Origin of the sequence: Marinithermofilum abyssi (genome assembly GCF_014641195.1) — a bacterium.
In the GTDB taxonomy this organism is placed as follows: Bacteria; Bacillota; Bacilli; order Thermoactinomycetales; family DSM-45169; genus Marinithermofilum; species Marinithermofilum abyssi.
Genome location: NZ_BMHQ01000003.1, coordinates 78,779 through 91,513 on the forward strand (window position 1 = coordinate 78,779; position 12,735 = coordinate 91,513).

Sequence of the window (12,735 nt, forward strand, 5' to 3'; positions counted from 1 at the left end):
CCAACATGGGGAAATCCAGACATGAGGCCCTTGGTTTGACCGATGAACAAGTGCTGGACATGTATCGATACATGCTGCTTGCGCGGAAAATTGATGAACGGATGTGGCTGTTAAACCGGGCGGGAAAGATCCCCTTCGTCATTTCCTGTCAAGGACAGGAAGCCATTCAGGTGGGAGCGGCTTTTGCCCTTGATAAGGAAAAAGACTGGCTTTGCCCCTATTATCGCGACTTGGGCATGGTATTGGTATTCGGTCAAACGGCGCGGGATCAGATGTTGTCCGCCTTTGCCAAAGCGGAAGATCCCAACAGCGGCGGACGTCAAATGCCGGGTCACTATGGAGATCGCCGCTTCCGGATCATATCCGGTTCCAGCCCGGTAACCACGCAAATGTTGCACGCCGTGGGTGTGGCGCTGGCCGCTAAAATGGAGAAAAAAGATCATGTGGCGCTGACCTCGTTCGGGGAAGGTTCCAGCAACCAGGGAGATTTCCACGAAGGGCTCAATTTTGCCGGTGTACACAATCTGCCGGTGATCGTCATGGTGGAAAACAACAAATACGCCATCTCCGTCCCGGTGGAAAAACAGGTGGCCGGAGGCAGTGTGGCTGCCCGTGCCCAGGGCTACGGAATTCCGGGTGTGGAAGTGGACGGCAACGATCCGCTCAAAGTGTTTGAAGCGGTCAGGACGGCCCGGGAGCGGGCGGTGAAAGGGGAAGGACCCACCCTAATCGAAGCGACCTCGTATCGGTTGGTCCCGCACTCCAGTGACGATGATGACCGTGCCTATCGGCAGAAGGAAGAAGTGGAAGAGGCCCGGAAAAAGGACTCTCTGGTCCAATTCAAAAAATACCTGCAGGATAGCGGAATTTTAACAGAAGAGAAGGAGAAGGAGATCAACGACGCGGTCACCAAGGAAGTGGATGATGCCACGGAATACGCGGAGCAGGCTCCTTATCCGGATCCGAAAGAGACTTATACCCATGTATACGCGGAATAGGAGGAGAAAGAGATGCCGGTAATGTCCTATATCGATGCAGTGACCCAAGCCCTGCGGGAAGAAATGCAGCGGGACGAAAAAGTATTTGTGCTGGGTGAGGACGTCGGTGTCCGGGGAGGTGTATTCCGCGCAACCAACGGGTTGATTGAAGAGTTCGGCGAACAGCGTGTGCTGGATACCCCTCTGACGGAATCGGCCATCGCCGGAGTGGCTGTGGGAGCTTCTTGCTATGGAATGCGTCCTGTGGCGGAGATCCAGTTTGCCGACTTTATCATGCCGGCAGTCAACCAGATCGTCAGCGAGGCCGCCAAAATGCGGTACCGATCCAACAATGCCTGGCACTGTCCGATGGTGGTGCGCGCTCCTTACGGCGGCGGCGTTCACGGAGCCCTTTATCACTCTCAGAGTGTGGAAGCGATGTTTACCTGTGTGCCGGGATTGAAAGTGGTCACTCCTTCGACTCCTTACGATGTGAAGGGGCTTTTGAAAAGCGCGATCCGGGATGAAGATCCTGTGCTGTTCTTTGAGCATAAACGGTGCTACCGCTTGATCAAAGGCGAAGTGCCGAACGAGGATTACACGGTGCCGATCGGCAAAGCGGAAGTGAAACGGGAAGGAACCGATGTGACGGTGATTTCCTACGGATTGACGCTCCACTTTGCGTTGAAAGCAGCCGAACAGCTGGAAAAAGAGGGAATCAGCGTACATGTGCTGGACCTGCGGACCCTCCTGCCGCTGGATAAGGAAGCCATTTTGGAAGCTGCGTCCAAAACGGGGAAAGTGTTGATCGTCCATGAAGACAACCTGACCGGCGGCGTCGGTGGTGAGGTATCTGCCATCATCGCCCAGGAAGCCTTCTTTGAACTGGATGCCCCGATCCGGCGGTTGGCAGGCCCGGATGTCCCGGCGATGCCCTACAGCCCGCCGTTGGAGAAAGAGTTTATGTTGAACCCGGAAAAAGTGGCGAATGCCATCCGTGAATTGGCAGAGTTTTAACACCACAGGACCCACCTGAGGATGAAGGAGGTAGATTCAGCAGCATGGCAACAGACGTGACAATGCCCCAGCTTGGGGAGAGTGTAACAGAAGGTACGATTACGAAGTGGTTGAAGAAACCGGGCGACTCCGTTTCCAAATACGAGCCGTTGTGTGAAGTCGCCACAGATAAAGTGAATGCGGAAGTTCCGGCCACCGTCAGCGGAACCGTGACCGAGCTGATCGCGGAAGAGGGTGCCACCATCGAAGTGGGCCAGTTGATCTGCCGCATCGAAGAGGAAGGCGGAGCTGCCCAGGATAACGGCGAAACGAAGAAAGAGGAAGCTCCTGCCGCCCAGGCTGATACGGAACCCAGCGAAACGCCGAAAAAAGCGGATCAACCGGCGGAGCAAGGGGACACCTCCATGAAGCGGCGTTATTCTCCGGCGGTATTGCGCCTAGCACAGGAAAATAACATCGATCTGGAACAAGTCCAGGGGACCGGTAAAGGCGGCCGGATCACCCGAAAAGACATTCTCCGGATAATTGAAGAAGGCCCGCTGCCTGCTCCGGTGGAAAAAGCCCAACCAGCCAAGGAAGAGAAACCTGCTGCAGCAGCACCGGCACAAGAAAAAGCAGCACAGCCTGCCGCACAGAAGCCGGCGGCCCCCGGCGTCTCCGTCGAGCCGGGAGATGAAGAAGTGCCGGTTTCCACCGTTCGTCGCACCATTGCCCAGCGGATGGTGACCAGTAAACACGAAGCTCCCCACGCTTGGACGATGGTGCAAGCGGATGTCACCGGCCTTGTCCAGCTGCGGAAAAAGATCAAGGATGACTTCAAACAACGGGAAGGGATCAGCCTGACCTATTTGCCTTTCTTCATCAAAGCCGTGGTGGACTCCCTGAAGGAGTTTCCGTATCTCAACTCTGTCTGGGGCGGGGATAAGATCATTCTCAAAAAACGGATCAATATCTCCATCGCTGTGGCGACGGAAGATGCCTTGTATGTGCCGGTTATCCACGATGCCGATGAAAAGAGCATCCTGGGTTTGGCCAAGGCGATCCACAACCTGGCGGAAAAGACCCGTGCTGGTAAGCTGACCATGGAAGATCTGCAAGGGGGTACCTTCACCGTCAACAATACGGGCTCCTTCGGCAGCATCGCTTCCCAGCCGATCATCAACTATCCGCAAGCGGCGATTATCTCGATGGAATCGATCGTGAAACAGCCGGTCATCCATCAGGACATGATCGCCGTCCGGGATTTGGTCAATCTGTGTCTGTCTCTGGATCACCGTATCCTCGACGGATTGATGGCCGGCCGCTTCCTGCAGCGCGTCAAAGAACGCTTGGAAGCATACGGTCCGGACACACAGATCTGAAGCCGCTCATGTTCCAGCTGAAGATTTCCCGTGCGGGTATATGCAGTCCAATCCATCACCTCAACAGAAAACCCCGAGCTAAAAGTCGGGGTTCTTTTGTTGCCCTCATATCCACTCGTTTGGCAGTTTATGCGGCTGTCGCAGGCTGATGATCAGGTCTTCCTGGTTTTCCTTCTTAAAAGCATAGAGAACGCGGCGGGTGTCTTGGACGTTTTGTTTTTTCAATTGTTGGTCCAGCCATTGTTCATCCCGGTCAATTATACGAAGGTTGTGCTTCTGGATTTGTCCGTCTACGATGACCGCGATCGGCAGCCCTTCATAAGGCAGTTCCAATCCGATGTCTTTGGCTGACAAAGGTGTTATTTCCGGTTTGGGAATGATGCTGATCTGGCCGATGGGCTCCAGGATGGCATAATCGATCTTGCTTACGTCGGGGTAGCCGCTGGCCCGCAACGTGGCCAACAATTGGGAGACGGAAACATGGTTTTTTTCCAGGTGATCCTCAACGATCTCTCCTTTTTTGATAAGGATGGTGGGCTTTCCGAGAAAAAGGCTGTTGCCTACATGGTGCAGCGTGAGTTGGGCAAAAAGGAGGTACATCACCGTGAGTACTCCCAAGGTGAGGATCGAAGGCCCGATCTCGGTGCTGATCAGCGGCTCGGCGGCGACAGTGCCGATGATCACGATGGCTACCAAGTCGTAAGGCGTCAACTGAACGATGGCCGATTTTCCAATGGTACGGATGACAGCCACGGTCAATATGAACATGATGAACGTTTTCCAAATGATTTCAAACACAGAGTCGGAACTCCTTTCCCAAGGGTCTTTCCCCATTATCGGCGGGAATCCCTCGGGATAAACCCAAAGAAAAAACGGCTCTCCATTCAGGAAAGCCGTTTCACAACCAGGGTTACTGAATACCGATTAATTCATCATAAATGGCGATCAAGGTAACACCAATCAAGGTCAGAGAAAAGAGTCCACCGATGATAAAGCCAGGGGTGTTGCCGGTTTTTTTGTTGTACATCGCTCCCCAGAAGGACAGGGCGCTGACCAAAATCATGATGACCGTCATGTACATTTGCCATTCACCCGCTTTCGATGCGTGATAACTATTCCGTCGGACTACCCATTTTACAGTATAATCAATTTTCAGGGAAAAACTCAAACGGTTTCATCGGGAAATGGCAAGGTTTTTTTAAGATTACATGAACAACGGTCCGCTGCCCAGGATTAATGTCGTTATCACCAGAGTGAAAATAATGAGATATACAATGGCACGTACCCAGGTCGGTTGCATAATCCATCACCTCTCGGTCTATTGTATCGGAGGTCCGGGCAGATGTCCAATCGGGTGAGATTCCGTGAAAACCCCGACAACGACGGCGATTTTTGATATATTAAAAAGTGTGAAGCTTCTATTTATCCTGGATGGGATGCGGGAGGGAGACCATGGCAGAGAAATCATTTTCAGAGCTTTATAAAGAATGGGAAGAAAAAACGCGGGAACTGCTGAAAAAATATCCGGAACAGCGGGACCGGTTTGAAACGTTGTCAGGTATTCCGGTGAAACGGCTCTATACACCGCCGACTATGACCTCGGCAGAATTGGAGAAAATCGGTTTCCCGGGGGAGTATCCGTATACCCGCGGCATCCGGCCGACGATGTACCGTTCCCGCCATTGGACGATGCGTCAGTATGCGGGATTTGGATCCGCTGATGAAACGAACCGTCGGTTCCGCTATCTGTTGGAACAGGGGCAAACCGGATTGAGCGTTGCCTTCGATCTGCCAACCCAGATCGGTTATGACTCCGACGACCCCATGGCCCAGGGAGAAGTGGGCAAGGTGGGGGTGGCGATTGACTCCCTGGAGGATATGGAGCGTCTTCTGGCCGGAATCCCTTTGGATAAGGTCAGCACTTCCATGACCATCAATGCGCCGGCATCGATTCTGCTGGCGATGTATATCGCTGTGGGGGAAAAGCAAGGGGTCCCGCCGGAGAAGCTGACCGGTACGATTCAAAATGATATTTTAAAGGAATATATCGCCCGGGGCACATACATTTTTCCGCCTCAGCCGTCCATGCGTCTAATCACAGATATTTTCGCCTATTGTGCCGAAAAGGTGCCGAAGTGGAATACCATCAGCATCAGCGGCTACCATATTCGCGAAGCCGGTTCGACCGCCGTTCAGGAAGTGGCGTTTACACTGGCCGATGGGATTGCTTACGTGGAAGCGGCACGGAAGGCCGGGTTGGACGTGGACCGGTTTGCGCCGCGATTGTCCTTTTTCTTTAACGCGCACAATCACTTTTTCGAAGAAGTGGCCAAATTCCGGGCGGCACGCCGGCTGTGGGCCCGCATCATGAAGGAGCGTTTCGGGGCGAAAGATCCTCGTTCCTTGCAGCTCCGTTTTCATACCCAAACAGGCGGATCCACCCTGACGGCCCAGCAACCGGACAACAATATCGTTCGCGTCACGCTGCAAGCGCTGGCGGCGGTGCTCGGGGGGACCCAAAGCCTCCATACCAACGCCCGGGATGAAGCGCTGGCGCTGCCGACAGAAGAGTCTGCGCGTATCGCTCTTCGCACTCAACAAATACTCGCTTTTGAAAGCGGTATCACCTACACGGTGGATCCACTGGGCGGGTCTTACTTTGTAGAGAGCCTCACCGACGACATGGAAGCGAAAGCGTTGGAATACATTGAACGGATCGATGAAATGGGTGGGGCCGTGGCCGCGGTGGAACAAGGTTTTATGCAGCGAGAGATCCATCAGGCGGCCTTGGAAACGCAGAGGAGGATCGAAACCGGCGAAGAAGTGGTGGTTGGAGTGAACCGGTTCCGATTGGACCACGAAAAAGAGCCGCAGCTGTATAAAGTGGACCCGGCACTGGCCAGGGAACAAGTGGCTCGCTTACAAGCCCTCCGGCAAAAGCGGGACTCCCAACAAGTGGAGTACGCTTTGACGGAGCTGAAACAACGGGCGGCGGGGTCCGATAACCTGATGCCCGCCATCGTCGATGCAGTAAAAGCTTATGCTACCGTGGGCGAGATTTGCCATGCCTTGCGGGAAGTGTTTGGGGAGTATCAGGCGGTTTAATTCAATAGGAATCATCAGCAGTGTTTGGACAGCGGAATCATTTCCCCGCGAGCTTTTCGCCATTGCAGGAGGAAAATGAAGCTGATACAAAAAAATAGCAAGGGGTGGAGAAAAATGAATCGGCCCATACGTGTATTGGTGGCCAAACCGGGTTTGGACGGACATGACCGGGGTGCGCTGGTGATTGCCCAATCCCTTCGGGATGCAGGCATGGAAGTGATTTATACCGGTCTGCGCCAATCCCCTGCACAAATTGTGGCTACGGCGATACAGGAGGATGTGGATGTGATCGGTCTGTCTTGTCTGTCGGGCGCCCACAATGAGCTGTTTCCCGAGGTGATGCGCTTGTTGAAAGAAGAGGGAGCCGACGATATCTTGGTGGTTGCCGGTGGAGTGATTCCGCAAAACGATATCCCTTTTTTGGAGCAGCAAGGGATCGCCAAAGTGTTTACCCCGGGCACATCGACGAAGGAGACGGCGGAGTTTGTCCGGAAAGCGGTCAAAGAGAGGAAGAGGAGCCGATGAAGGGACCCATTTCCCCCAGCCAAATCGATCATATCGGGATTGCCGTCCGCAGTTTGGAAGAGGCCCTTCCGCTGTATACCCGAGTTTTGGGTCTGGAGCTGAAAGGAATGGAAGAAGTGGAAACGGAACAGGTACGGGTCGCTTTTCTCCGGATTGGGGAGACCAACATCGAGCTCCTGGAGCCGGCTTCACCGGAAAGTCCGATTGCCCGGTTTTTGGAGAAGAAAGGGGAGGGAATCCATCATATCGCCTTGCGGGTGGAAGCGATCGAAGAGAACTTGGAGTACCTGTCGCAAAACGGTATTCGCTTGATTCACGAGCAGCCGAAACGGGGGGCGCACGGTTCTCGCATCGCCTTCCTTCACCCCAAATCGACCCAGGGAGTTTTGTACGAGCTGTGTCAATCTCAAGCACGCGATGAATAACCCATACGAAGCAGGAGGAACCTATGTATCGGAAAATCGATGAACTGGCAGACAAACGCAGACGAGTGGAATTGGGAGGGGGAGAGCAAAAAATCCGTTCCCAGCATGACAAGGGGAAATTAACCGCCCGGGAGCGGATTGAGCTGCTCTTGGATGATGATACCTTTGTGGAGCTGAATCCGTTTGTGGAAAACACCGCGGCAGACTACGGGGAAGCGCCCGGTGAAGGGGTAGTGACCGGTTACGGCAAGATACATGGGCGTCCGGTGTATCTGTTTGCTCAGGATTTTACCGTTTTTGGCGGCGCCCTGGGGGAGATGCATGCACTGAAAATAGCCCGGATTATGGATCTGGCGGCGAAAAACGGAGCCCCCATCATCGGGTTGAACGACTCCGGAGGAGCTCGGATCCAGGAAGGGGTTGTATCCCTGGACGGGTATGGGCATATTTTTTACCGAAACAGTATTTATTCCGGAGTAATTCCGCAAATCTCCGTCATCATGGGTCCCTGTGCCGGCGGGGCTGTCTACTCTCCTGCGATCACGGATTTTGTGTTTATGGTGGAAGGCACCAGCCAGATGTTTATTACCGGCCCCAAGGTGATCGAAACAGTGACGGGGGAGACGATTACGCCGGAAGATCTGGGCGGTGCCGCTGTTCACTCCACAATCAGCGGCAATGCCCATTTTACGGCGCCGACGGAACCGGAAGTCCTGGATGAGGTGCGGCGGTTGATCAGTTTTCTTCCGCAAAACAATACGGAAGACCCGCCCAGGATCTACGCTAAAAAAGAGGATGACTGGCGGGAGGAGTTGGCGGAAGTGGTTCCCGTTGAGGGAACGAAGGTGTATGATGTACGTAGGGTGATCGATCTGATCCTGGATGATGGGGAGTTTATGGAGGTTCATGAGAAGTTCGCCCGCAATATCGTAGTGGGTTTCGGACGCATCGACGGACGTCCGGTCGGCATCGCCGCCAACCAGCCCAAAGTGATGGCCGGCGGACTGGATATCGACTCCTCGGATAAATTGAGCCGATTTATTCGGTTTTGCGACTGTTTCAACATTCCGTTGGTCACCTTTGTCGATGTAACCGGCTTCTTTCCGGGAGTCAATCAGGAACACCGGGGCATTATCCGTCACGGCGCCAAGATTTTGTACGCCTATTCGGAAGCCACGGTTCCCAAGATTACGGTCATTACCCGCAAAGCCTTCGGAGGTGCCTATGTGGCACTCAACAGCAAGGCGATCGGAGCAGATATCGTCTATGCCTGGCCCGGTGCGGAGGTGGCGGTGATGGGACCGGAAGGGGCTGCCAATATTATTTACAGCCGGGAGATTCAAGAAAGTAAAGATCCGGCTCTGACCCGTGCGGAAAAAATCGAAGAGTATCGGCAAAAATTCGCCAATCCCTATGTGGCTGCGGGAAAAGGGATGGTGGATGATGTCATTGACCCCCGGGAAACCCGTAAAAAGCTGATTCAAGCGTTAGAGATGCTGAGGAACAAACGGGAATCCCGCCCGCCGAAAAAGCACGGTAATATTCCGCTGTAAGAGGTGGGGCGAATGAAACAGAAACCGATTGCGGTACGTTGGATCGGGCCGTCTGTGCAACGGAATGGAGTCTCCTTTACTGGAGGTACTCGTTCCCGGATTCGGTTGCAGCCTCGGCGGAAGTGGCGTTTGTTGCGCGGATATTCGGTCACCTTTATCCGGAACCCCCGCGAGGATTCTCGGTGGAGGACCGACGGGCGGCAGCCGCTGTTGGAAACCGGAAAGGCATCCAAAAAGCAAGGGTGGAGAGCGAGTCTCTTCCCGGCACCTTTCAGTCCAAGAAGCTCCTATATATCGAGGCGCTGGAAGTGATACGAAGTTAGGATCCGGAATGCCGAGACTAGCGGGTGATACGGGATGGGCACCTCGTATGATCCGGTTCATGATTGCAGGAGTTGCAGCTGAACAGCAGCAAAGGAAAGCGACATACATAGGAGGGGACTGTGTTGGTCAATCGCGAGCGTTTGTTGGAAGAGTTTATGGAGTTAGTAAAAACGGATAGTCAAACCGGAGAAGAGCGGGAAATCTGCGACTTGCTCAAGGAAAAGTTGACCGGTTTGGGGTTTGATGTGGTGGAGGACGATTCCGCCGCCAAAACGGGGCACGGTGCCGGCAACCTTGTCGCTACGTTGAAAGGGAATGTCGATCAAGCTCCCAAAATCTACTTCACCAGCCATATGGATACGGTGGCGCCTGGGAAAGGTGTCAACCCGAAAGTGGATGGAGAGTATGTCGTGACGGATGGCATGACTGTTCTGGGAGCCGATGACAAGGCCGGATTGGCAGCGTTGTTGGAAGGTATCCGTGTGCTGAAAGAGAAAGAGCTGCCCCATGGCACGATCCAATTGGTGATCACAGCCGGGGAAGAGTCCGGTCTGGTAGGATCCAAGCATCTGGATCAGAGCTTGCTGACAGCTGATTTCGGGTTTGCCCTCGATTCCAACGGCCCGGTGGGAGACATCATCACTTCCGCGCCCTCTCAGGTACGCCTCAATGTCACCATCCACGGCAAAGCAGCCCATGCCGGTGTAAACCCGGAAGACGGCGTCAGCGCCATCCAAATCGCCAGCCGAGCCATCTCCAAAATGCCGCTGGGGCGGATCGATGAAGAGACGACAGCCAACATTGGCCGTTTCCAAGGCGGCACCGCGATGAATGTGGTGCCGGAACGGGTGGAGATCGTAGCCGAAGCCCGAAGTCGGGATGAGCAAAAACTGGACGAGCAAGTGAAGAAAATGGTGACTGCTTTTGAGGAGACGGCGGCTGAGTTCCATGGAAAAGCCGAGGTAGAAGTAATTAAGATGTACCCTGCGTTCAAGTTCGATGAGTCGGATACAGTAGTGCAAAAGGCTATGGCGGCAGTGAAAAAAGTGGGCCGCACCCCGAATCTGCTGGCCAGCGGCGGCGGCAGCGATGCCAACGTGATCGCGGGTTACGGAATCCCCACGGTCAACCTGGGCATCGGGTATGAAGATATTCATACCACGAACGAACGCATGCCGATCGGGGAGCTGGAAAAAACAGCCGAGCTGGTGTTGGCACTGATTGAGGCTTCCCGGGAATAGTAACACCGTGATATGAAAAGGACCGCGTCAGCGGTCTTTTTTTGATCAGTACCCCAGCCGAGCTTTCGTCTTTTCGTAGGTGTCAATGACATCCGTAAAGTTCAAATCGTTCTTCCACTTTTCCCGGTCCCGGTATGCCTTGTCGTTGTGAAACCGCAGATAATTCTCGACGATGGTCAACAATGTATATGTCTGATTGGTAATACCGGCGTGCAGCTTCCCGGAGAATAGTGCTAAGTCCTTGGGTGTTCCGGCAGGTGCTTTTGTTACGGGACGATGATTAAAAGCTTTTAGTTTTTGAAACAGCACTCTCCCTTGTTCCGGATTAAATTCGGAGTACTCCGGGAAAACGGTGTTGAATTCCTCTTTCAGGTTGAAGTAGGTATCCAGGCGTTGATCCGTTTGTTGGATGTACGTTTTTATAGCAGTTTGATCCGGCTTTACAGGCCGGACTTTTTTCTTTGGAGACGGCTGGTTCATTTGAAAATGCATCTCCTCGGCTTTTTCCTCGGGCAGCTGTGTTTCTTTTTTCAGATCTTCGCTTTTCCTTATTGCCGCAGACTCTTGTGTTTGACAGCCCAAAGCTCCGAGTATCCCCGATAATAACAACAGCACGGCATATTTCGAGATTCTGCTCATGGTGATCCTCCCGTTGGGTTGGAAGTCTGAAGTAAAGTCTATCCCTTAACCAACTTCAATCGTGCGAGTTGTCGGTAACGATTATTCTGTGTCAAAGGCAAGCGGATATATTTCACTCAGCGAGAGTCATGTTTGCCGTAAAATATGCATACTTCTCCCGAAGAACCACCAACGGGAGGGATTGGATGATTCATTGGAATAAAGGCCGGGTGGAAAAAATCCTGGAGGAGAGGCAAGGGTATCAACGCGTGTGGATAAAAGAGGAAACAGGAAAGGAGTCTCCTGCGATCCACTATCCCTTTCTTATGGGAAAGGTTCAGGAGGGGGATGAAGTATGGCTCAACACCACCGCAGTTGACCTGGAATTGGGGACCGGGGGGCACCACTTTATTGCAGGCTGGGTTGATCAAGCACCCGCTTCGCAATCGCTGCGAGGACACATCATGAAGCTTCGGTATACGCCGTTTCAAGTGGCGGTGCTGGGCGGAGAGGAACCGTCGAGTCCATATCATGCCCGGATCAAAGAAATGGCCTCTCTTCAAGGGACACCTGTGCTGATTGGGGAGCTGCACAGCATGCTGCCGGTAGTGGCTGCTTGGTGGCATCATAAGGCACAGGATTGTCAACAGGCACCGCGTGTGATTTATGTGATGACAGACGGAGGAGCACTCCCTATCCATCTGAGTCAGCATATTGCTGTCTTGCGGGAACAGGAGTGGTTGAGTGGAACGGTGACTGCCGGACATGCCTTTGGCGGGGATGTGGAGGCGGTCAACATATACTCGGCTCTGTTGTTGGCGCGATGGGCGCTGCAAGGGGATCTCATTTTTGTATCCATGGGACCGGGAATCGTGGGAACTGGGACTCCTTACGGGTTTTCGGGGGTGGAACAGGGACAGATCATCAATGCCGTACATAGCTTGGGGGGGATTCCGGTGGCGATTCCCCGTATTCACAGCGGGGACGGGAGAAAGCGTCACCAGGGGATTAGTCATCATACACAGCGCAACTTGGGGCACATCGCTTTGGTATCGGCGATCGTTCCTTTTCCTGTGCAATCAGGTGAACTCACCGCTCTTCTGGAACAACAAAAAAGGGAGATTACCCAGCCGCATCATTGGGTGGCTGCCCATGTGGGGAAGGAATCCATCACCCGGGCATTGCAGAAATACCCCCTGAAAGTGACGACGATGGGCCGGTCGGTGGAAGAGGATGCATTATTTTTTATCACGGTTGCCGGTGCAGCGGATATCACTTGGAACCTGTGGCAAGACATTACGGACGGCTTTTCTGTCGACGAAGCAATAGCTCGTGTAAAGTAATCGGATGACGGCTCAGTTGACGGAGGATGGCCCGGACTTGCCACCCTTTTCCGACGATACGGAGTTGCTGGGGACCCATATTCATTCGCATGTAACCTAAGTTCCTTCCTTTTCTGGGGTAGGGGGAATATGCTAGATCAAAAATTACTTCTTTTTGGTGAGGTTCCTTTCTGTATTCGACCTTTACAAGGACGCCCTTTAGAAGAGCGTTGAGGTCTTTTGTTTATGGATAGAATCCCAGATCAT

The 12,735-nt window shown here is 53.5% G+C and carries 14 protein-coding genes; 10 read left to right on the forward strand and 4 right to left on the reverse strand.

The features are described 5' to 3' along the window. Positions 1 to 5: 5 nt before the first annotated feature. The 3 genes from IEW70_RS04770 to IEW70_RS04780 are packed head-to-tail and all read left to right on the forward strand — an operon-like array spanning position 6 to position 3,355. Positions 6 to 998 (forward strand): thiamine pyrophosphate-dependent dehydrogenase E1 component subunit alpha, encoded by a 993-nt coding sequence (locus tag IEW70_RS04770; RefSeq protein WP_188646795.1) that lies wholly within the window; start codon positions 6 to 8, stop codon positions 996 to 998. A 12-nt stretch (positions 999 to 1,010) separates the two neighbouring features. Further along, positions 1,011 to 1,994: an alpha-ketoacid dehydrogenase subunit beta gene (locus IEW70_RS04775; protein ID WP_188646796.1), complete on the forward strand. Its 984-nt coding sequence runs from the start codon at positions 1,011 to 1,013 to the stop codon at positions 1,992 to 1,994. 44 nt (positions 1,995 to 2,038) lie between these two features. Continuing rightward, positions 2,039 to 3,355 (forward strand): dihydrolipoamide acetyltransferase family protein, encoded by a 1,317-nt coding sequence (locus IEW70_RS04780; RefSeq protein WP_188646797.1) that lies wholly within the window; start codon positions 2,039 to 2,041, stop codon positions 3,353 to 3,355. A gap of 105 nt (positions 3,356 to 3,460) precedes the next feature. Here IEW70_RS04780 and IEW70_RS04785 read toward each other — a convergent pair whose 3' ends face one another. The 3 genes from IEW70_RS04785 to prli42 all read right to left on the reverse strand — a co-directional run bounded on the left by IEW70_RS04785 (position 3,461) and on the right by prli42 (position 4,655). Further along, on the reverse strand, positions 3,461 to 4,153 hold the full coding sequence (locus tag IEW70_RS04785; protein ID WP_229751830.1) for a DUF421 domain-containing protein: 693 nt from the start codon (positions 4,151 to 4,153) through the stop codon (positions 3,461 to 3,463). Between the two features lie 112 nt (positions 4,154 to 4,265). Next, positions 4,266 to 4,436, reverse strand: coding sequence for a hypothetical protein (locus IEW70_RS04790; RefSeq protein ID WP_188646799.1), 171 nt, complete (start codon positions 4,434 to 4,436; stop codon positions 4,266 to 4,268). 123 nt (positions 4,437 to 4,559) lie between these two features. After that, positions 4,560 to 4,655 carry a stressosome-associated protein Prli42 gene (prli42, locus tag IEW70_RS04795; protein ID WP_188646800.1) on the reverse strand — a complete coding sequence of 32 codons (96 nt, stop codon included), beginning with the start codon at positions 4,653 to 4,655 and terminating at the stop codon, positions 4,560 to 4,562. Between the two features lie 152 nt (positions 4,656 to 4,807). On the opposite strand from prli42, the gene IEW70_RS04800 reads away from it, so the two are divergent. The 6 genes from IEW70_RS04800 (at position 4,808) to IEW70_RS04825 (ending at position 10,528) form a co-directional block, all read left to right on the forward strand. Next, positions 4,808 to 6,460 (forward strand): acyl-CoA mutase large subunit family protein, encoded by a 1,653-nt coding sequence (locus IEW70_RS04800; protein WP_188646801.1) that lies wholly within the window; start codon positions 4,808 to 4,810, stop codon positions 6,458 to 6,460. A gap of 114 nt (positions 6,461 to 6,574) precedes the next feature. Beyond that, positions 6,575 to 6,985, forward strand: a complete 411-nt coding sequence (locus tag IEW70_RS04805; protein ID WP_188646802.1) for a cobalamin B12-binding domain-containing protein — start codon at positions 6,575 to 6,577, stop codon at positions 6,983 to 6,985. Then, positions 6,982 to 7,410 carry a methylmalonyl-CoA epimerase gene (gene mce / locus IEW70_RS04810; RefSeq protein ID WP_229751831.1) on the forward strand — a complete coding sequence of 143 codons (429 nt, stop codon included), beginning with the start codon at positions 6,982 to 6,984 and terminating at the stop codon, positions 7,408 to 7,410. Before IEW70_RS04805 ends, mce begins: the two co-directional genes overlap by 4 nt. 23 nt (positions 7,411 to 7,433) lie before the next feature. Then, positions 7,434 to 8,963: an acyl-CoA carboxylase subunit beta gene (locus tag IEW70_RS04815; RefSeq protein ID WP_188646803.1), complete on the forward strand. Its 1,530-nt coding sequence runs from the start codon at positions 7,434 to 7,436 to the stop codon at positions 8,961 to 8,963. A 182-nt stretch (positions 8,964 to 9,145) separates the two neighbouring features. Then, positions 9,146 to 9,286: a hypothetical protein gene (locus IEW70_RS04820; RefSeq protein WP_188646804.1), complete on the forward strand. Its 141-nt coding sequence runs from the start codon at positions 9,146 to 9,148 to the stop codon at positions 9,284 to 9,286. A 123-nt stretch (positions 9,287 to 9,409) separates the two neighbouring features. Further along, complete coding sequence (locus IEW70_RS04825; protein ID WP_188646805.1) at positions 9,410 to 10,528, forward strand: M20/M25/M40 family metallo-hydrolase; 1,119 nt, start codon at positions 9,410 to 9,412, stop codon at positions 10,526 to 10,528. 45 nt (positions 10,529 to 10,573) lie between these two features. Here IEW70_RS04825 and IEW70_RS04830 read toward each other — a convergent pair whose 3' ends face one another. Further along, positions 10,574 to 11,167, reverse strand: a complete 594-nt coding sequence (locus IEW70_RS04830) for a hypothetical protein (protein WP_188646806.1) — start codon at positions 11,165 to 11,167, stop codon at positions 10,574 to 10,576. A gap of 185 nt (positions 11,168 to 11,352) precedes the next feature. Here IEW70_RS04830 and IEW70_RS04835 point away from each other — a divergent pair, with 185 nt between their 5' ends. After that, positions 11,353 to 12,489 carry a DUF3866 family protein gene (locus IEW70_RS04835; RefSeq protein WP_188646807.1) on the forward strand — a complete coding sequence of 379 codons (1,137 nt, stop codon included), beginning with the start codon at positions 11,353 to 11,355 and terminating at the stop codon, positions 12,487 to 12,489. The last annotated feature ends 246 nt before the right edge of the window (positions 12,490 to 12,735 follow it).